Annotated in this window: 12 protein-coding genes; 6 read left to right on the plus strand and 6 right to left on the minus strand. The window is 63.7% G+C overall.

Features of this window, described 5'->3' with window-relative positions:
* Window positions 1-6 precede the first annotated feature (6 nt).
* Together LB559_RS12050 and LB559_RS12055 are read left to right on the plus strand one after the other, a co-directional pair.
* A complete protein-coding gene (locus LB559_RS12050; RefSeq protein ID WP_024505283.1) occupies window positions 7-1,485 on the plus strand; it encodes a sensor histidine kinase in 1,479 nt (492 codons plus the stop codon).
* The gene (locus LB559_RS12055; RefSeq protein ID WP_224674128.1) at window positions 1,485-4,433 is read left to right on the plus strand and encodes a bifunctional [glutamine synthetase] adenylyltransferase/[glutamine synthetase]-adenylyl-L-tyrosine phosphorylase; all 2,949 of its coding nucleotides are present in this window, start codon (window positions 1,485-1,487) and stop codon (window positions 4,431-4,433) included. The genes LB559_RS12050 and LB559_RS12055 overlap by 1 nt, the downstream gene beginning before the upstream one ends.
* A gap of 494 nt (window positions 4,434-4,927) precedes the next feature.
* Here LB559_RS12055 and LB559_RS12060 read toward each other — a convergent pair whose 3' ends face one another.
* The 3 genes from LB559_RS12060 to pepN all read right to left on the minus strand — a co-directional run bounded on the left by LB559_RS12060 (window position 4,928) and on the right by pepN (window position 10,521).
* The gene (locus LB559_RS12060) at window positions 4,928-5,239 is read right to left on the minus strand and encodes a type II toxin-antitoxin system prevent-host-death family antitoxin (protein WP_224674129.1); all 312 of its coding nucleotides are present in this window, start codon (window positions 5,237-5,239) and stop codon (window positions 4,928-4,930) included.
* A gap of 55 nt (window positions 5,240-5,294) precedes the next feature.
* Window positions 5,295-7,616 carry a PAS domain-containing sensor histidine kinase gene (locus LB559_RS12065; RefSeq protein WP_224674130.1) on the minus strand — a complete coding sequence of 774 codons (2,322 nt, stop codon included), beginning with the start codon at window positions 7,614-7,616 and terminating at the stop codon, window positions 5,295-5,297.
* 259 nt (window positions 7,617-7,875) lie between these two features.
* Window positions 7,876-10,521, minus strand: a complete 2,646-nt coding sequence (gene pepN / locus LB559_RS12070; RefSeq protein ID WP_224674131.1) for an aminopeptidase N — start codon at window positions 10,519-10,521, stop codon at window positions 7,876-7,878.
* Window positions 10,522-10,677: 156 nt separating this feature from the next.
* Between pepN and LB559_RS12075 the strand changes: the two genes are divergently transcribed.
* Together LB559_RS12075 and LB559_RS12080 are read left to right on the plus strand one after the other, a co-directional pair.
* Window positions 10,678-12,984, plus strand: a complete 2,307-nt coding sequence (locus tag LB559_RS12075) for a xanthine dehydrogenase family protein molybdopterin-binding subunit (RefSeq protein ID WP_224674132.1) — start codon at window positions 10,678-10,680, stop codon at window positions 12,982-12,984.
* Between the two features lie 71 nt (window positions 12,985-13,055).
* The gene (locus LB559_RS12080) at window positions 13,056-13,958 is read left to right on the plus strand and encodes a DMT family transporter (protein WP_224674175.1); all 903 of its coding nucleotides are present in this window, start codon (window positions 13,056-13,058) and stop codon (window positions 13,956-13,958) included.
* Here the strand turns inward: LB559_RS12080 and LB559_RS12085 are convergent, their stop codons facing one another.
* The 3 genes from LB559_RS12085 to LB559_RS12095 all read right to left on the minus strand — a co-directional run bounded on the left by LB559_RS12085 (window position 13,959) and on the right by LB559_RS12095 (window position 16,550).
* Window positions 13,959-14,771, minus strand: coding sequence for a helix-turn-helix domain-containing protein (locus LB559_RS12085; protein WP_224674133.1), 813 nt, complete (start codon window positions 14,769-14,771; stop codon window positions 13,959-13,961).
* A gap of 54 nt (window positions 14,772-14,825) precedes the next feature.
* The gene (locus LB559_RS12090; RefSeq protein WP_024505277.1) at window positions 14,826-15,707 is read right to left on the minus strand and encodes a uracil-DNA glycosylase family protein; all 882 of its coding nucleotides are present in this window, start codon (window positions 15,705-15,707) and stop codon (window positions 14,826-14,828) included.
* A gap of 198 nt (window positions 15,708-15,905) precedes the next feature.
* Window positions 15,906-16,550, minus strand: coding sequence for a hypothetical protein (locus LB559_RS12095; protein ID WP_013532621.1), 645 nt, complete (start codon window positions 16,548-16,550; stop codon window positions 15,906-15,908).
* Between the two features lie 10 nt (window positions 16,551-16,560).
* On the opposite strand from LB559_RS12095, the gene LB559_RS12100 reads away from it, so the two are divergent.
* Window positions 16,561-16,707 (plus strand): hypothetical protein, encoded by a 147-nt coding sequence (locus LB559_RS12100; protein WP_155924989.1) that lies wholly within the window; start codon window positions 16,561-16,563, stop codon window positions 16,705-16,707.
* A 63-nt stretch (window positions 16,708-16,770) separates the two neighbouring features.
* Window positions 16,771-18,450 carry an electron transfer flavoprotein-ubiquinone oxidoreductase gene (locus tag LB559_RS12105; RefSeq protein WP_224674134.1) on the plus strand — a complete coding sequence of 560 codons (1,680 nt, stop codon included), beginning with the start codon at window positions 16,771-16,773 and terminating at the stop codon, window positions 18,448-18,450.
* Window positions 18,451-18,534 lie beyond the last annotated feature (84 nt).

Here is an 18,534-nt window from a genome sequence, read left to right on the forward strand (position 1 = left end):
TGCGGCATGGCTCTTTCCGTGCCAGCCATCATGAAGACGACGGCAGCGCGGCTTTCGGCGCTCTACTTCCTGCTCTTCGCGCTCTGCGCGGTGGCGCTCGTCTTCTACATGACCTCGCTGTCGGCGCGAATGCTGACCGCGCAGACGCAGGAGACCATCAATGACGAAGTGCTCGGCCTTGCCCGCGCCTATCAGCGCGGCGGCCTGCCGGTACTGGTCCGCGTGGTCGAAGCGCGCTCGCGCCAGCCCGGCGCAAACCTTTACCTGATCGCCGACGCCAACGGCCAGATCCTGACCGGCAACGTGCAGAGCCTCGAACCTGGCGTTCTCGAAACCGAAGGCTGGACCAGCAGTCCGTTCTCTTATCAGCGCTTTGGCGAGGGAGAGCTCGAGCGCCTGCGCAACCTTCCCGCCGAGCAGGGTACCACCACCCAATCCGAGCAGAACGATGCGCAGGCGCAGGGCGAAAAAGGCCACAACGCCATTGCGCTGGTGCTGCGGCTGCCGAACCAGATGATCATGCTGGTCGGCCGCGACCTTGGCGAGCCGGAACGGTTTCGTGCCGTCATCCGCCGTGCGCTGATGCTGGCGCTCGGCATGATGGGGCTGGGCGGATTGCTGATCTGGTTTTTTGTCGGCCGCGCTGCGCTGAAGCGCATCGACAGCGTGTCGGAAGCCAGCCGTCGCATCATGGGCGGCGATCTGTCGGGCAGGCTGCCGGTGACGGGGGTTGGCGACGAGTTCGACCGGCTCTCCGAAAATCTCAATGCCATGCTGGCCAGGATCGCCACGCTCAACGAAGGCTTGAAGCAGGTTTCCGACAACATCGCGCATGATCTGAAGACGCCGCTGACCCGGCTGCGCAACCGGGCCGAAGCGACGCTTTCGGGCAAGCAAAAGCCCACCGACTACCGGCAGGCGCTGGAAGGCACCATCGCCGAGTCGGACCAGTTGATAAAAACCTTCAACGCCATCCTGATGATCTCCCGGCTGGAGGCTGGCTACTCGTCTGAAAATACGAACCGCGTCGATCTTGCGGAAGCCGTACGCGATGTCGTCGAGCTCTATGAGCCGGTGGCGGAAGAGGCGGGCGTGTCGCTGGAAGCAGACGCGCACGAGGCGGTGTCCGTCAACGGCAACCGCGAACTGATCGGCCAGGCGCTGTCGAACATCGTCGACAACGCCATCAAATATTCGACCGGCGCCAATGCCCAGCCGGCGGTGCGCGTCACGCTCGAGCGAGCCGGTGCGGACGTTCGCCTGTCGGTTGCCGACAATGGCCACGGCATTCCCGACGATGGCGACCGCGCGCGTGCCACGGAACGTTTCGTGCGGCTGGAGAAGAGCCGTTCGCAACCGGGTTCGGGTCTTGGCCTCAGCCTCGCCAAGGCCGTCATGACATTCCACAATGGCCGGCTTGAACTCTTGCCTGGCAATCCTGGACTATCCGTGGTCATGAGTTTCCCGGTTCGGGAGGATCACTGATGAGCACGGCTGCGAGAGCGAAAGATTGGCTGCTGAAGCCGGCGGCCAGGCTTGTTCCGCTGGACGAGGACCGTGCGCGGCTGGAACTGGCCGAGATCGCGTCCGCAGCACGCGAAGAAGGGCTGACGCGGCTGGCCAAGTTTCTGGCCGGCAAAGGGGAGGGCCAGGATTTCCTCGCCGCCGTCTTCGATCTGTCGCCGTTCCTGCGCGATACGGCACGTCGCCGGCCGCAAATCCTGGACGGGCTGTTCGAGCAGACAATCGAGGCTCGGCTGAAAGCGATCGGCGCCGCCATAGACCAGGCGCATTTGGCGGAGACCCTTTCGGAATCCGGCCTGATGATGGAGCTGCGCCAGTGGAAGGCGGAGGCGCATTTCCTCATCGCGCTGGCCGATCTTGCCGGCGAGGCCGAAACGGCGCTGACGGTCCGGCGGTTGAGCGACCTCGCTGACGCCTGTACCCGTGCCGCCGTCGACTTCCTGCTGCGCGACGCGCACGGCCAGGGCAAACTCAAACTGCCGGATGTCGACAACCCGTCGAAACAGTCGGGTTGGATCCTGCTCGGCATGGGCAAGCTCGGGGCACATGAGCTGAATTTTTCCTCGGACATCGACCTGGTGGTTTTCTTCGATCCGGAAGCACCGGCGGTCGTCGACCCGCTCGACGCCACCGAATTGTTTTCGCGGCTGACGCGCCGCCTGGTTCGCATCCTGCAGGACCGCACCGAGCACGGATATGTCTTCCGCACCGATCTGAGGCTGCGCCCCGACCCCGGCTCGACACCGCTGGCGATCCCGGTCGAGGCGGCACTGCGCTACTATGAGGCGCGCGGCCAGAACTGGGAGCGCGCCGCCATGATCAAGGCACGTCCGGTGGCCGGCGATCTGGCAGCGGGCGCTGCCTTCCTCAAGGAGCTTCAGCCCTATATCTGGCGCAAATACATGGACTACGCGGCGATTGCCGACGTCCATTCGATCAAGCGCCAGATCCACGCCCACAAGGGCCATGGTGAGATCGCGGTCAAGGGCCACAACGTCAAGCTCGGGCGCGGCGGCATTCGCGAGATCGAATTCTTCGTCCAGACCCAGCAGCTTATCGCCGGCGGACGCTTCCCTGAACTGCGTGGCCGCGAGACCGTGCCGATGCTCGGCGAGCTTGCGACACGCGGCTGGATCACCACCGAGGCGCGCGATGCGCTCGCCCGCCAGTACTGGTTCCTGCGCCGCGTCGAACATGCCGTGCAGATGGTTGCCGACGAGCAGACCCACACGCTGCCGGAAGATGATGAAGGCTTGGAGCGCATCGCCCGCATGCTCGCCTTTGCCGATGCTCCTGCCTTTTCCCAGGCGTTTCGCGCCTCGCTGCAGCAGGTCGAACGCCACTACGCGGCACTGTTCGAAACAGCACCGGAACTTTCGACAGGCATCGGCAATCTCGTCTTCACCGGCGATGTCGACGATCCCGATACGCTGCAGACCTTGCACGGCCTCGGCTTCCAGCGGCCAAGCGACATCTGCCGCGTCATCCGAGGCTGGCATTTCGGTCGCTATCGCGTCACCCAGTCGGCGGAGGCGCGCGAGCGGCTGACGGAATTGACGCCGGCTCTGCTGCGCTCCTTCGGCCAGACGCGCCGGGCCGACGAAGCGCTGATGCGCTTCGACGAATTTCTCGCCGGCCTGCCGGCCGGCATCCAACTGTTTTCCCTACTGCAGTCCAATCCGGCCCTGCTCAAGCTCCTGGCAACGATCATGGGTGCGGCGCCCCGGCTGGCGGCGATCATCACCCGCCGGCCGCATGTCTTCGATGGTCTGCTCGACCCGGCCTTGCTGACGGAGCTACCGGACCGCGCCTATCTGTCGGCACGGCTTTCCGCCTTTGTCGAGGGCGACCGGCTTTATGAGGACGTGCTCGACCGGCTGCGCATTTTTGCTTCCGAGCAGAAATTCCTGATCGGCGTCCGGCTGCTCGCCGGCTCGATCGATCCGGCGCGCGCCGGCCGCGCCTTCTCCGATCTGGCGGATCTCACCATCGAGGCTGCGTTGCAGGCGGTGACGGCCGAATTCGCGGCGCGCCACGGCACCATTGCCGGCGGCGTGGTTGCGCTGCTCGGCATGGGCAAGCTCGGCAGCCGCGAGCTGACCGCCGGATCGGATGTCGACCTGATCCTGCTTTACGACCACGCGCCGGACGCCGAGGAGTCCGATGGCGACAAGCCGCTGGCGCCTTCGCATTACTACACCCGCATGACGCAGCGGCTGATCGCAGCTGTGTCGGCGCCGACGGCGGAGGGCGTGCTCTACGAACTCGACCTGCGCCTGCGGCCATCAGGCAACAAGGGTCCTGTGGCGACCCATATCGATGCCTTCAAGAAATACCAGCGCCAGGAAGCCTGGACCTGGGAGCACATGGCGTTGGCACGCGCGCGCGCCATAGCTGGCGACGCCAGCCTGTGCAGTGAGGTTGAAGCGGAAGTGGCGGCGGTGCTTGGTCAGCCGCGCGACGCCGCCAAGGTGATGGCCGAGGCCTCGGACATGCGCGCCATGATCGAAAAGGAAAAGCCGCCGCGCGACCTGTGGGACATCAAGCTGATCCCCGGCGGCCTGATCGATCTCGAATTCATCGCCCAAGTCGCTGTCATCACCGGGCAGGTAGGCGCCGGGCCGCGCGTTACCGGTACCGCCGAAATCCTTTCGCGCCTGTCACCGGGCTTCGCCAATGCCGGGGCGAGGCAGGAGCTTTTCGACGCCTATGCGCTCTATCTGGCGCTGACCCAGATGACGCGGCTGTGCCTTACCGGAGCCTTCGAACGCGACGACGTTCCGCCGGGGCTTTCGGATCTGCTTCTGGCGGTGACCGACCTGCCGGATTTCGGTGTGCTGGAAGCACATCTCAAGGAGACGTCGCAGAAGGTCAGGAAGGATTTCGACCTTTTGCTTCGTACGGGATGACCGGGAAGCGATCGTCCCTTGGAATCGGGGACGTTTCGTGGTCCTCCAGTCTCATGCAGCTACTCTGTTCGCCGAATCTGCTGCAGCGCCCGGCTTGCGTGAGACTGCAAAATCCGGTCGCGCAGATAGGCATAGAAACGCGGCGGCAGCATGCCATAGTCGAATCGGGACGGTTTGCTCCCCGCGATAGGCCTGAGATCGGGACCCGGCCAGAGGAAATGATTGGTTTCGGTGACGACGATCCATGATGGCGTGTCATCAAGGCCGAGATAGGCTTTGAGGGGCGCAGGTATTTCTACTGCATCGGCAGGAGTCAGCTGGTGGCGAGTGTGTGACCGGAACGACCGTTATGACTTCACGGCCCTCCACGACCCGGCGCGCGGCGACAATGGCGCATGGTCGGTTTTTGCGACCTTCTTCGGCACCCTTTTCGTGTTCTCTCACCCAGAGGTAAGAATAGGAAATCACCAGACCCGGGATAGGTTTGGGCAGGCTCACGGTGTCCAGTCTTTGAGCATTGCATCAAGCCCGGCATATTCGCTCGATACGGCGCTTTCGGCGATGGCGTTAAGCGTCTCGTCGTCCAGCTCTTCCACAGGACGGGCGACCCGTCCCTTGACCAAGACCTCGAACATCGCCGCCGACAGGAGTACCGTGTGGGTCCGGCCATTCTTTGTGATTGCGACCGGCGCACGCTGGGCAGCATCCTGAAAACGCCCGACATTCTGCTGGAATTCCGTTGAAGTCACTCGCATGACAAGGCCTTTCTTTTTATCCAAAATAGATAAAATAGATAACTTTGTCAAAGCGTTTCACCTCGCGTCCACGAGGTGGATCAGGCCTGGGATGGTGATAAAAACTTCACGCTGCAACCTTGACGGCCAGCACGGTCTTCTTCACCGGAATGCGCACCGATACGATCGTGCCGACACCTTCGCTCGACCGGATCTTCAGCGCGCCGCCCTGAAGCTCGGCCAGCGAACGTGAGATGGCAAGGCCAAGGCCGGACCCGGCATGGCTCTTGGAGAACTGGTTCTGCACCTGTTCGAACGGCCGTCCGAGCTTTCCGAGCGCCTCCTTGGGGATGCCGCAGCCATTGTCCTCGATCGTCAGCACCAGCGCGCCGGATGTGTTGCGGGCCCTGACCGATATGTGGCCGCCCTGGCCGGTGAACTTCACCGCATTGGACAAAAGGTTGATGACGATCTGCTTGATCGCACGGCGATCGGCGACCAGCGTCAGCGCATCGGCAATGCGCGTTTCCACGGTGATGGCCTTTTGCGCCGCCTGCAGCGAAACGACGCGTACGGTTTCGCTGATCAGCGGGCCGAGGTCGATCTCTTCCCGGTCCAGAGAGAACTGGCCGGCCTCGATCTTGGACATGTCGAGAATATCGTTGATGACGCCCAGCAGGTACTTGCCGCTGCTGTTGATGTCGGTGGCATATTCCTCGTAGCGCTCCGATCCGAGCGGGCCGAACAGCCCTTGTTCCATCAGTTCGGAGAAGCCGATGATGGCGTTCAGCGGCGTGCGCAACTCATGCGACATGTTGGCCAGGAATTCGGATTTGGCCCGGTTCGCCGCTTCGGCCCGTTCGGTTTCCTTCATGTATTTGCGGTTGAGGTCGACCAGTTCGCGCGAACGCTCCTCTTCGGCCCGCCGCGCGAGGCTGAGATCATGGATCGTTGCCATCAGCCGTCGCTCACTGTCGACCAGCTTCTCCTGGTGCAGCTTGATCTGGGTGATGTCGGAACCGACCGAGACGATGCCGCCGTCCCGGGTCTTCAGTTCGTTGACCTGCAGCCAGCGGCCGTCGGCCAACTGCCGCTCGAAAGTGGCGCCGCCCTGCAGGCCGCTGGTGTGGGCAAGCCGCCTTTCGGAAGCAAAGGCCAGCATGCGTTCTTCCAGCGCCGCGCGCGCGGTGCCCGGCATCACGTCGCGGTCCGAAAGCCCGTTGTCCTGCTGGTATTTGGAATTGCACATGATCAGGCGCTGCGTCGAATCCCACAGCACGAAGGATTCGTTGATGTTCTCGATCGCCGTTCTGAGGCGAAGGTCGGCAGCCTCGGAACGCAGCGCCAGATGACGCTGTTCGGTGACGTCGACGGCGATGCCGATCAGCTGGATCTCCGGCGCTTCCGGATCGATGACCTGTGCCCGTGCGCGCATCCAGACCCATTGGCCATCGGCATGGCGCATGCGGAACACCTGATCGATGTGATCGATCTCGCGTGCGACGATTCTGTTGGCGAGCTCGAACAGGTCGCCGTCCTCGGGATGGATGATCTGATCGACCTCGCCGAAGGACAGCATCGTTTCGCAAGGCTTGTAGCCGAGCATGTCGTACATCGAGCGCGACCAGTACATCTTGCCGCGCACCATGTCCCAGTCCCACAGGCCGCAGCGGCCGCGAACCAGCGCCATGTCGATGCGCTGATGCGCTTCGAGGTAGATGCGGTCGGCCGCCTGCGCACGTGCCGCCTGGCCGAAATAGGCATAGAGGATGACGATCAGCACACCGGCCGTCAGCACGAACAGGGTGACGTTCAGCGAAACGGTCTTGCGCCAGGCATCGAAAACCGCGTCCTGTGGCACCAGGGCCGCCGATGCACCCTTTCCGCCATTCGCGAGGCTGACCGCGGCGTACCAATCCCGTCCGTCGATGTTGACGTCCATGACGCCGGCACGATCGCCGAACATGAACAAGGGCTGGCCGCCCTCGACGAGGCCGTCCAGCGAATGGCCCTGCCATGGCATCGAGCGTGGCGTCACCGCGACGATCTTGAAAGCGCTGTCGGTGATGACAAGCACATGGCTGCGGCCCATCGCGCCCTGACGGCTGGTGGTCTCCAGCAGATCCTGTATGGCGCCGGGCACCGTTTCCGAGGTGGTGGCGAGCGAACTGGCCAGCTGGCCCGCCGCCAGCGTCAGGATCGCCTTGGCATTGCGCTCGACATCGTCGCGCTCGTTCATCAGCGACAGCACGCGCAACGCCGCGATGACGATCAGGAAGGTGATGATGAGGACGGGTATTGATCGGCGCAGCAGCGGCTCGGCGGCCAAAAGCCGCCGGTAGGCCGGTTCGGCGATGAGCCGCGTATTCCCGGCAAGACCGTCGCCGCGCGTCTCACGATGCGCAAAAACCGTCCCTCCGGGCGCGCCCCACGCGTCCGCCTTCGCCATAAATGGCACTCCCCGAATTTGCCTATGCTGCTTGGTGATCCGGCAAACGCCGCACTTCCGAATCGTCAGTAAAGAATCAAAGGTGATTCGCCTTGTCCAGTGGTCCGGCGAAAAAAGATTAAAAATCGACTAAAATAATGGGCTTTCGCTGGCGCAGCGCCTAACGGAAGCCGCTGCTGGCAGGTCCTGGTTGAAATTCACCAGCTTGGCGGCGTGCACGGATCTCCCTTCTGCCACAAGGGGAGAAGGAAGAGAGCGGCTAAGCCAGCGTGCGCTCGACAATATCCCGCAGATCCGCCGACAGGTTTTCGGCGCCGGCGATCGAGAGCAGCGCTTCCCTGGCCTTCGCCTGCCGCAAGGGTTCGAGCGAACGCCAGGATCTGAGCGCCGTCGCCAGCCTTGCCGCCACTTGCGGGTTGCGCTTTTCAACCTCGAGGACGGTTTGAGCAAAGAACCAGTAGCCTTCGCCGTCGGCCCGGTGGAAGCCGGTCTGATTGGCGCTGGAGAAGGTGCCGATCAGCGAGCGCACCCGGTTCGGATTGCCCATCGAGAAGGCCGGGTGGTTGGTCAAGGCCTTCACGGTGTCGACGGTTTGCGGCCCCGGTACGCTGGCCTGGATCTGGAACCATTTGTCCATGATCAGCGGGTCGGACCCGTAGGTCGTCTCGAAAGCCGCCAGCGCCTCGACCGCCTCGGGCGAACCGTGGTGACGATGCGCGAGCACGGCAAGTGCTGCCGCGCGGTCGGTCATGTTGGTCGCGGACTGGAAATGCCCGGCAGCGAGTTCCGCTCCGCCCGGCTGCAGCGACAGATAATCCAGCAGGGTGTTGCGCAAGGCGCGTCGTCCGGCGCTTGCGGCGTCGGGGCTGAACGCTTCTCTGTCGGCAAGGCTGAGGTAGAGGCCCGAAAAAACGTCCCGGTTCGCAGTGCCGATCGCCAGCGCCAGTGCCTCGCGAGCCGCATAGATGGCATCGGGGTCGATGTTCCTGCCGATGTCGCGGGCAATGTCGGCTTCGCCGGGCAGGGCCAGCGCCAATGCCCGATAGGCCGGCTCCAGCGTCTCGTCGCCGGCAATGCTGCCGGCGAGCTCGGTCAGCCGCGGCGCAAAGGCCGGCTGCTTGCCGCCGAGGATCTCGCGGAACGCTGATATCAGCGCATCGGTCAGCAATGTGTTGAAAGCCTGCCAGCGCGAGAAGGCGTCGCCGTCATGGCGGGCAAGGAAGAACTGGTCGTCGGCTTTCTGCTCGACGGACAATGTCACCGGCGCCGAAAAGCCGCGGTTGAGCGACACGGCCGGGCGCTCGGTGACGCCTGAAAACCGCACCATGTGGCGGCGCTTGCGGATATGGATGACGCCGTCCTCGACGCTGGCGCCCTCGACGCTGCTATACGGCACAGGCTTGCCGCCGGCGCCGATCAGCCCGAAAGCGAGCGGGATGTGCATCAGCCGCTTGCGGCTTTCGGAGGGTGTCGGCGGCACCGACTGCTCGATTTCGAGCGTGAACTCCTGCGCGGCTGGATTGTGCGTCGAACTGATCGTCAGGTTCGGCGTTCCCGCCTGATGATACCAGAGCGCGAACTGCGACAGGTCGCGGCCGGACGCATCCTCGAACACCTTGATGAAATCCTCGATCGTCGCCGCGTCACCGTCGTGCCGCTCGAAATAGAGGTCCATGCCGGCGCGAAACACGTCGGCACCGAGAATTGTGCGGATCATGCGCACCACTTCGGAGCCCTTCTCGTAGACCGTCGCGGTGTAGAAATTGTTGATCTCGCGGTAGCGGCGCGGCCGCACCGGATGCGCCAGTGGGCCCTGGTCCTCTGGAAACTGGTGGGCGCGCAAGGTCCGCACCTCGGCGATGCGCTTGACCGCGCGCGAGCGCTGGTCGGCAGAGAATTCGTGGTCGCGGAAAACGGTCAGGCCTTCCTTCAGGCAGAGCTGGAACCAGTCGCGGCAAGTGATTCTGTTGCCTGTCCAATTGTGGAAATACTCATGCGCTATGATCGCCTCGATATTGGCGAAATCGGCGTCCGTCGCGGTCTCCCGGTCGGCCAGCACATATTTGTCGTTGAAGATGTTGAGGCCCTTGTTCTCCATCGCGCCCATGTTGAAGTCCGACACGGCGACGATGTTGAAGACGTCGAGATCGTATTCGCGGCCGAACGCCTCCTCGTCCCATTTCATCGACCGCTTCAGGGCGTCCATCGCATAGCCGGCCAGCGTCTCCTTGCCGGGCTCGACATAGATGCCGAGCTCGACCGTGCGGCCGGACAGGGTGACGAAACTGTCCGCGAGCCGGCCGAGATTGCCGGCCACCAATGCGAACAGATAGGACGGCTTGGGGAAAGGGTCGTGCCACACTGCATAATGCCAGCCGTCGCCGAGGTCGCCCTTTTCGAGCGGGTTGCCGTTGGACAGGAGCAGCGGCGCCTCGTCGCGCATTGCCTCCATGCGCACCGTGTAGACGGACAGGATATCGGGACGGTCGAGGAAATAGGTGATGCGGCGAAAGCCCTCGGCTTCGCATTGCGTGCAGTAGACGTGGCTCGAGCGGTAGAGGCCCATCAGGGCTTCGTTGCCCGCCGGCGCCACCTCGGTCTCGATGAGCAACTGGAAGCGCCGCGCCACCGGTGGCTCGAGGATGGTCAACTGGTCGGGCGTCGCCAGCTGATCCGCCGGTTTTACCTTCTTGCCGTCGATCTCGATGCGCTTGAGCGTAAGCCCGTCGCCGTCGAGCACCAACGGTGCCGACACGGAGACGCCGTCACGGCGCTCTATCGTGAGCACGGCGGTGACACGCGTTGCGTCTGGCGAAAGGCGGAAGGTGAGGTCGGTTTGCGGAATGAGGTAGTCGTTGGGGCGATAGTCTTCGAGCTTGAAGACCTGGCCGGTGTCCGTGCGCATTCCGTGGGTTTTCCTGTCGATTGCCTTGGCGGCGGATTGTGTCCGCTGGTCCAAGAAATTTGAAGTCCGCGCTCTTTACACGAAACGGCCCCTCGACAAAACTGAGGCAATGCCTATTTCAGGCGTTCGTTCTCCTGTCATCATCACGAGGCATCCATGACCGTCGTCACACCGAAATTCGGCATGGGCGCATCCGTGCTGCGGCGCGAGGATGCCGCCTTCATCCAGGGCCAGGGCCGTTATACCGACGACATCCAGCCGGCTGGCGTCCTGCATGGCTATGTCCTGCGTTCGCCGGTCGCCAAGGCCAGCTTCACCATCGGTTCGACCGAGGCGGCGAAGGCCGCACCTGGCGTCCATCTGGTACTGACCGGCAAGGACCTTGCCCATCTCGGCGATCTGAAATCCGGCGTCATGCAGGAACAGCCGGACGGCACCAAGGCGCCGACGCGCGACATCCCGATCCTGTGCCGCGACCGCGTCAACTATGTCGGCGATGCCGTTGCCTTCGTCGTCGCCGACAGCCGTGCCTTGGCGCAGGATGCCGCTGAACTGATCGATGTCGACTATGACGGCGAAGACGCAGCCTCCGGGACCGCAAATGCACTTGCCGAAGGCACGCCGCTGGTCTGGCCGGAGCTCGGTTCCAACCGCGCCTTCAGCTACCACATGGGCGACAGGAAAAAGACCGAAGCGGCTTTCGCCAAGGCCGCACACGTCACCCGCATCGAGTTCGTCAACAACCGGCTGGTCTGCAACTACATGGAGCCGCGCTCCGCGATCGGCGAATGGAACGCCGAGGAGAAGCGCTTCGTGCTGACCACCGGGTCGCAAGGCGTGCACTCCATGCAGTACATCCTGGCCAGCGTGTTCAAGGTCAAGAAGGGCCAGTTGCGCGTCATCACGCCTGATGTCGGCGGTGGTTTCGGGCCGAAGAGCTTCGTCTACCGCGAATATCCGCTGGTGCTGGAAGCGGCGAAGCGGCTTGGCCGCCCGGTGAAGTGGGCCGGCGACCGCACGGAACACTTTCTGACCGACGCGCAAGGCCGCGACAATTTCGTCACGGCCGAGATGGCACTGGACAAGGACGGCCGCTTTCTCGGCATGAAGGTGGACCTGCTCGCCAACATCGGCGCCTATATCTCGCAATATGGTCCGTTCATCCCCTATATCGGCGTCACCATGTCGACCGGTGTCTACGATATCCAGGCGCTCGACGTCTCGGTGACCGGCCTCTACACCAACACCTGCCCGGTCGATGCCTATCGCGGTGCCGGCCGGCCGGAAGCAGCCTTCCTGCTGGAAAAGCTGGTCGATGCCTGCGCCCACGATCTCGGCCTGCCCGTCGAGGAGATCCGCCGCCGCAATTTCATCCGGCCGGAGCAATTTCCCTACCGGACGCAAACCGGCCGGCTCTACGACACCGGTGAATTCGAAGGCCATATGGAGCGCGCCATTGAGCAATCCGAATGGAAAGCGTTTCCGGAGCGGCTGGCGCAGTCGAAGGCCGGCGGAAAAATCCGCGGTCTCGGCATGGCGACCTATATCGAGGCCTGTGCCTTTCCGGGCTCGGAGCCGGCCTTCGTCGAACTCAATGGCGACGGCACGGTGACGCTGAAGATCGGCACCCAGACCAACGGGCAGGGGCATGCCACCGCCTATGCGCAGTTCCTGTCGGAAAAGCTCAATCTCGACATCGACAAGATCCATGTCCGCCAGGGCGATACCGATGAATTGAAGGCCGGCGGCGGCACCGGTGGCTCGCGCTCCATTCCGCTGGGGGGTGTGTCGGCTTCCCGCGCGGGCGAGGATCTGGCCAACAAGATCAAGCGCATCGCCGCCGACGAGCTGGAGGCTTCTGCCGGCGACATCGAGTTGTCCGATGGTGTTGCCCGCATCGTCGGCACCGATCGCTCGCTCGATTTTTCCAGCATCGCCGAGGCCGCCAAGACGCCTGACGATCTCAAGGGCTTTGGCGAGTTCGTGCAGGACGAATGCACCTATCCCAACGGCACTCATATCTGCGAGGTCGAGATCGATCCCGACACCGGCGCGACCGAGATTGTCCGCTACACCATCGTCGACGATTTCGGCGTTACCGTGAACCCGATCCTGCTCGCCGGCCAGGTGCATGGCGGCGTCGTGCAAGGCATCGGCCAGGCACTGACCGAGGACACTATCTATGGCGAGGACGGACAGCTTTTGACGGCGAGCTTCATGGATTACGCCATGCCGCGCGCCGACAATTTCCCGTTCTTCCATTTCGAGACCCGCAACGTGCCGTCGACGACCAATGCACTCGGCATCAAGGGCGCGGGCGAGGCCGGCACCATCGGCTCGACCCCGGCGGCACTCAATGCGGTGACCGACGCGCTCTGGCGCGCTTATGGCGTCAAGCACATCGACATGCCGGCAACGCCGGCGCGTATCTGGGCGACGATCCGAGAAGCGTCGGGAGCGTGACAGCAGGCCCCGGCAGCTCCTCGGCCACAGCCAGCGATGATGCCGGCGGGCACGACACGCTTACCGGCATCATGCTCAAGATCGTGTCGGTGGCGGTCTTCGTCGGCATGCAGACCTGCATCAAAGCCGCAGGCACCGTTCCGGCCGGCCAGATTGTCTTCTTCCGCTCTTTCTTCGCCATCTTCCCGATCATCGCCTTCCTGGCCTTCAGGAAAGAACTCGACACTGCCTTCACCACCAAGCGTCCGTTCAACCACATCGCCCGCGGCCTGGTCGGCGTCTGCGCCATGGGGCTCGGCTTTTTCGCGTTGACCCGGCTGCCGCTGCCGGAAGCGATCACGCTGAACTACGCGCAGCCGCTGCTGGTGGTGGTGTTCAGCTCCATCTTCCTCGGCGAGGCCATCCGCGTGTATCGCTGGAGTGCGGTCGCGGTCGGCCTGGTCGGCGTGCTGATCATCTCCTGGCCGGAACTGACGCTGCTGAGTTCCGACGAGGCGCTCGACGACCAGGAAGTGCTTGGCGTCATGGCCGCTCTTGTCGCGGCAGCGATCTCGGCCGTCGCCATGCTCTTGGTGCGCAATCTCGTGCAAAGCGAGCGCACGGCGACCATCGTGCTGTGGTTTTCGGTGACGGCGAGCGTCATGTCGCTGCTGTCGCTGCCATTCGGCTGGCAGGCGCTGACGCCGCTCCAGGCGGCCCTTCTTGTTGCCGCCGGCTTCTGCGGCGGCCTTGGCCAGATCCTGATGACGGCGGCCTATCGCCATGCCGAAGCCTCGGTCGTGGCGCCGTTCGAATACACCTCGATGATCCTAGGCCTCGTCGTCGGCTATCTCGTCTTCGGCGACGTCGCCACGCTCCATATGCTTGTCGGCGGCCTGATCGTCGTCGCCGCCGGCATCTTCATCATCTGGCGCGAACGCCAGCTCGGCCTGGAGCGCACCCGCACGCGCAAGGCATCTTTGCCTGAAGGGTGATTACGACAGCTCGGCTCGCTCCTTCGCCAACCGAACCAGCACCGTCCTCGTCTGTTCATCGGCGGGGAAAAACGATTCGATCGCCAGTTCCGAAAGCGTCACGTCGAGCGGCGTGCCGAACACGGTGATGGTGCTGATGAACGACAGCACCTGATCGCCATGCGCCAGCCTGAGCGGATGCACGATGGCGTTCGGCTCGACCGGCGACGGCCGGCTGCCTGTCAAGCCTGACGGATAAGTCCTCAGCTCACGCTCGAGTTCGATCAGCACCGCGTCGCCGCTCGCGTCATTCTGGTGTTTCAGGCGCTCGAGCAGATGCGTGCGCCATTCCTGAAGATTGACGATGCGTGGCGCGATGCCGCCGGGATGCAGGCTGAGGCGAAGCACGTTGACCGGCGGCGTCAGCAGCGAAGCCTCGCTGACATCGGCAAGGAAGGGAGCGATGGCGGCGTTGGCCGAAACCAGGTTCCAGTGGCGGTCGACAGCGAGTGCCGGGAACGGCTCGTGGCCTTTGAGCACGATTTCGACCGCCGCCATCGCCGGTGCCATTGTCGTGTCGGTCAGCGAGCGTTCGCCGAAACTGGGAGCAAAGCCGGCGGCGAGCAGCAACTGGTTGCGTTGCCTCAGCGGGATCGACAATTGCTCGGCCAGATGCAGCACCATGTCGCGCGAGGGCGCGGCGCGGCCGCTTTCGACGAAGCTCAGATGCCGCTGCGAGATTTCGGCCTCCATGGCGAGGTCGAGCTGCGACATGCGCCGGCGCGTGCGCCATTCGCGAATGAGGCTGCCGGCGGAGGTTTGGGCTGTTGTCATGAGTGGATGGCTAGGCTGGTGAGGACGGCATTTCAATTACCTGCAAGGTTATCGCTAGGTGAGCGCTCGCAGCTTTGCCTTCACTTCGAGGAAATCCCGCCACGCCAGCTTCTTATGCGACGGGGTTCGCAGGAGATAGGCCGGATGCAGCGTCGGCATGGCCGGGATGGCGATGCCGGATGCCGTCGTGTGAACGCGCCAATTGCCGCGCAGCCGCAATATGCCTTCCGAGGTGTTGAGCAAGGTCTTGGCCGACGGGCCGCCAAGGTTGATCAGCACCTTGGGATTGACCAGCTCGATCTGCCGTTCGATGAACGGCCGGCAGATCTCGGTTTCGTGCGGCGTCGGCGTGCGATTGCCCGGCGGCCGCCAGGGAATGACATTGGCGATATAGGCTGAAGTGCGGTCGAGCCCGATCGCGGCCAGCATGCGGTCGAGCAGCCGGCCCGAGCGGCCGACGAAGGGCAGGCCCTCGATGTCCTCGTCGCGGCCGGGCGCCTCGCCGACCAGCATGACGGCGGCTTCCGGGTTGCCGTCGGCAAACACCAGGTTCTTGGCGGTGGCCTTGAGATTGCAGCCCTCGAACGCCGCCATATGCTGGCGAAGCTCGTCCAGCGTCGTTGCTGTGGTCGCCAATTGGCGGGCAAGTGCCGCCTGCGCTTCGTCGGGAACCGCAGTCGTCGCAGACGGCGACCGCGCAACGGGTGGTGCATTTGCTCTGTCCCCGGCTTCGCCGCGGGACACGGTCGTCGAGCGCAGCGGTGCGGCGGTGCCACCCGAAGGCGCTGCGATCGGCGCGCGCTCCATCGGCTTTGGCGCAACCTCGGCGAACCGGTTCACCGGCTGCTCTTCGAGCGCCTCGTCGACGCCCACGCTGGCGTAAAACGCCAGCAGGTCGGCGATATCAGGTCTGTTGGTTGGGGAAGCGGCAGTCATCGATTCACATTCGTCCGCGTGGCGGCAATTTGCAAGACTGGCAGCTTGGGTTCCTTCGGAGCCTCTCGCCGGCGCGTTGGCTGACGGAGCATCAAACGAAAAACCCGCCTGTGCGGCGGGTCACTGGCGCAACTCAGCACCATAGGCAAAAATGTACCATAGCTGAGCTCACCGAGTCAAGAAAAAATTCCTATCGTGTCAGCCCGTTGGTATGCGCGGATCCTGCACCAGGTAGAAGGTCCATCTGGGCGTGTAGTCGGTCATCAGGAATTCGAAGCTGGCGGTTTTCAGCGGGTCGACCTTGCCATTCCTGAACAGCAGCCGGTCATAGGGTTCGAAATCGCGATCGAAATCGGCGAAATTGCTCGACCGGATATTGTCCGGCGTCTTGTTGCGCTGGTCGAAGGAAAGCCCGTCGCCGAACACGCTCGGCTGGTTCAGGATCTCCTGCAATTCGAACTGGAATTCGACCCAGGCCTGGCCGCTGTTGTTGAGCACCTCGATGCGCATATACATCATGCCGTTGGCGAATTCGCCGGCCTTGCCGAAGGCCTGGATCGGCTTTGTCGTGCGGATCGTCAGCGTCACCGGCGTTGACGAAGTCAGCTCTTCGGTGATGACGAACGGATCGTCCTTTGTGCCGATGCCCGAGGCGCCGGTGATGTGGAAGCCGCCAAGCTCGTCGGAGAAGGAGTAGGCGCCCGCCGCCCAGACCTTCACTTCGTCGGCGGCAGCGTGATGCGGCGCCAGCATCAGAAGGGCCAAAAGGAGCGCCCGGCGGATCCGGCCGGGCGGGAAAAGAAAGCGCGTCGATGAAAAGCCGGCTGGCCCAGGAAAGCGCATGGCGTGAAGTATGGCCGATAAGCAAGCCGTCGAACAATTAAAAACGCGCGCCCCGCAGGCAATGCCAGGCGAAAAGCAGTCTTCCAGCCTCGCAATGCGCGACTTTTTGGCCAAAACGGCATTGTCACGTATGCGCCGGTTTCCTGTCGTCAATTGATGCGCTATGCAGCGCGGGAGCCAGCAAGATACCCGAATGGGATAAGCCAGTGCGGAGGGGTTGATGAGCGACATCGAACGCGAAAGCATGGAATTCGACGTGGTTATCGTCGGTGCCGGTCCGGCGGGCCTCGCCGCCGCCGTCCGCCTCAAGCAGGTCAATCCCGAGCTTTCGGTCGTCGTCCTGGAGAAGGGCGGTGAGGTCGGCGCCCATATTCTCTCCGGCGCCGTCGTCGATCCGATCGGCATCGACCGGCTCTTGCCGGGCTGGCGCGACGAGGACGGCCATCCCTTCAAGACGCCGGTCACCGCGGATCATTTCCTGGTCCTTGGTCCTGCCGGCTCGTTCCGTCTGCCCAACATTTTCATGCCGCCGCTGATGAACAATCACGGCAACTACATCGTTTCGCTGGGCAATGTCTGCCGCTGGCTGGCGACCAAGGCCGAAGCGCTCGGCGTCGAGATCTATCCGGGCTTTGCCGCTGCCGGCCTGCTCTACAATGAGCAAGGCGCCGTCACCGGTGTCGTTACCGGCGACATGGGCGTCGAGAAGGACGGAACGCACGGCCCGGGTTTCGCACCCGGCATGGCGCTGATGGGCAAATATGTGCTGATCGGGGAGGGCGCTCGCGGCTCGCTCGCCAAGCAACTGATCGCCAGATACAAGCTTTCCGATGGCCGCGAACCGGGCAAATACGGCATCGGCCTGAAGGAACTCTGGCAGGTCAAGCCGGAGAACCACCGGCCGGGGCTGGTCCAGCATTCCTTCGGCTGGCCGCTTGACTTGAAGACCGGCGGCGGCTCGTTCCTCTACCATCTCGAGGACAACCAGGTGGCGGTCGGCTTCGTCCTCCACCTCAATTACAAGAATCCCTGGCTGTCGCCGTTCGAGGAATTCCAGCGCTTCAAGACCCATCCGGCGATCGCGGCTACGTTCGAAGGCGGCAAGCGGCTGGGCTATGGCGCGCGCGCCATCACCGAGGGCGGCTGGCAGTCGGTGCCGAAATTGTCCTTCCCCGGCGGTGCGCTGATGGGCTGTGCCGCGGGCTTCGTCAACGTGCCGCGCATCAAGGGTTCGCACAATGCCGTGCTGTCCGGCATGCTGGCGGCCGAGCATGTCGCCGAGGCGATCGGCGCCGGGCGCGCCAACGACGAACTCGCGTCCTACGAGGAAGCCTGGCGCGCGACCGACATCGGCAAGGATCTGAAGAAGGTGCGCAACGTCAAGCCGCTGTGGTCGCGCTTCGGCACCATCGTCGGTGTCGGCCTTGGCGGCCTCGACATGTGGCTGAACACGCTGTTCGGTGTCTCGCCCTTCGGCACGCTGAAGCATGGCAAGGCCGACTACGCAACGCTCGAGCCTGCCGCCCGGCACAAGAAGATCGCCTATCCGAAGCCCGATGGCGTGCTGACCTTCGACAGGCTGTCCTCGGTGTTCCTGTCCAACACCAATCACGAGGAAAACGAGCCGGTCCACCTGCTTGTCGGCGACATGGAGCTGCAGAAGCGTTCCGAGCACGATGTCTTTGCGGGCCCCTCGACGCGCTATTGTCCGGCCGGGGTTTACGAGTGGGTCGACAAGGACGGCAACGCCGCCGCCGATCCCACGGCCAAGGATGTGCGCTTCGTCATCAACGCGCAGAACTGCGTCCACTGCAAGACATGCGACATCAAGGACCCGAACCAGAACATCAACTGGGTGCCGCCGCAAGGCGGAGAAGGCCCGGTCTATCAGGGCATGTAGGCCCGCGCCGGCCGCAGCGCGCAAAGGTCCCGACGATGGCTCGGGGTCTCCCGTGGCATGTGGAACATTAGAACTGTTGAAACT

It is taken from the genome of Mesorhizobium sp. BR1-1-3 (assembly GCF_020165455.1).
GTDB lineage: Bacteria > Pseudomonadota > Alphaproteobacteria > Rhizobiales > Rhizobiaceae > Mesorhizobium > Mesorhizobium ciceri.

Coding starts and splice junctions, on each gene's coding strand:
- LB559_RS12050 (WP_024505283.1), top strand. CDS start 7: ATGGCTCTTTCCGTGCCAGCCATCATGAAGACGACGGCAGCGCGGCTT.
- LB559_RS12055 (WP_224674128.1), top strand. CDS start 1,485: ATGAGCACGGCTGCGAGAGCGAAAGATTGGCTGCTGAAGCCGGCGGCC.
- LB559_RS12065 (WP_224674130.1), bottom strand. CDS start 7,616: ATGGCGAAGGCGGACGCGTGGGGCGCGCCCGGAGGGACGGTTTTTGCG.
- pepN (WP_224674131.1), bottom strand. CDS start 10,521: ATGCGCACGGACACCGGCCAGGTCTTCAAGCTCGAAGACTATCGCCCC.
- LB559_RS12075 (WP_224674132.1), top strand. CDS start 10,678: ATGACCGTCGTCACACCGAAATTCGGCATGGGCGCATCCGTGCTGCGG.
- LB559_RS12080 (WP_224674175.1), top strand. CDS start 13,056: ATGCTCAAGATCGTGTCGGTGGCGGTCTTCGTCGGCATGCAGACCTGC.
- LB559_RS12085 (WP_224674133.1), bottom strand. CDS start 14,771: ATGACAACAGCCCAAACCTCCGCCGGCAGCCTCATTCGCGAATGGCGC.
- LB559_RS12090 (WP_024505277.1), bottom strand. CDS start 15,707: ATGACTGCCGCTTCCCCAACCAACAGACCTGATATCGCCGACCTGCTG.
- LB559_RS12095 (WP_013532621.1), bottom strand. CDS start 16,550: ATGCGCTTTCCTGGGCCAGCCGGCTTTTCATCGACGCGCTTTCTTTTC.
- LB559_RS12100 (WP_155924989.1), top strand. CDS start 16,561: ATGGCCGATAAGCAAGCCGTCGAACAATTAAAAACGCGCGCCCCGCAG.
- LB559_RS12105 (WP_224674134.1), top strand. CDS start 16,771: ATGAGCGACATCGAACGCGAAAGCATGGAATTCGACGTGGTTATCGTC.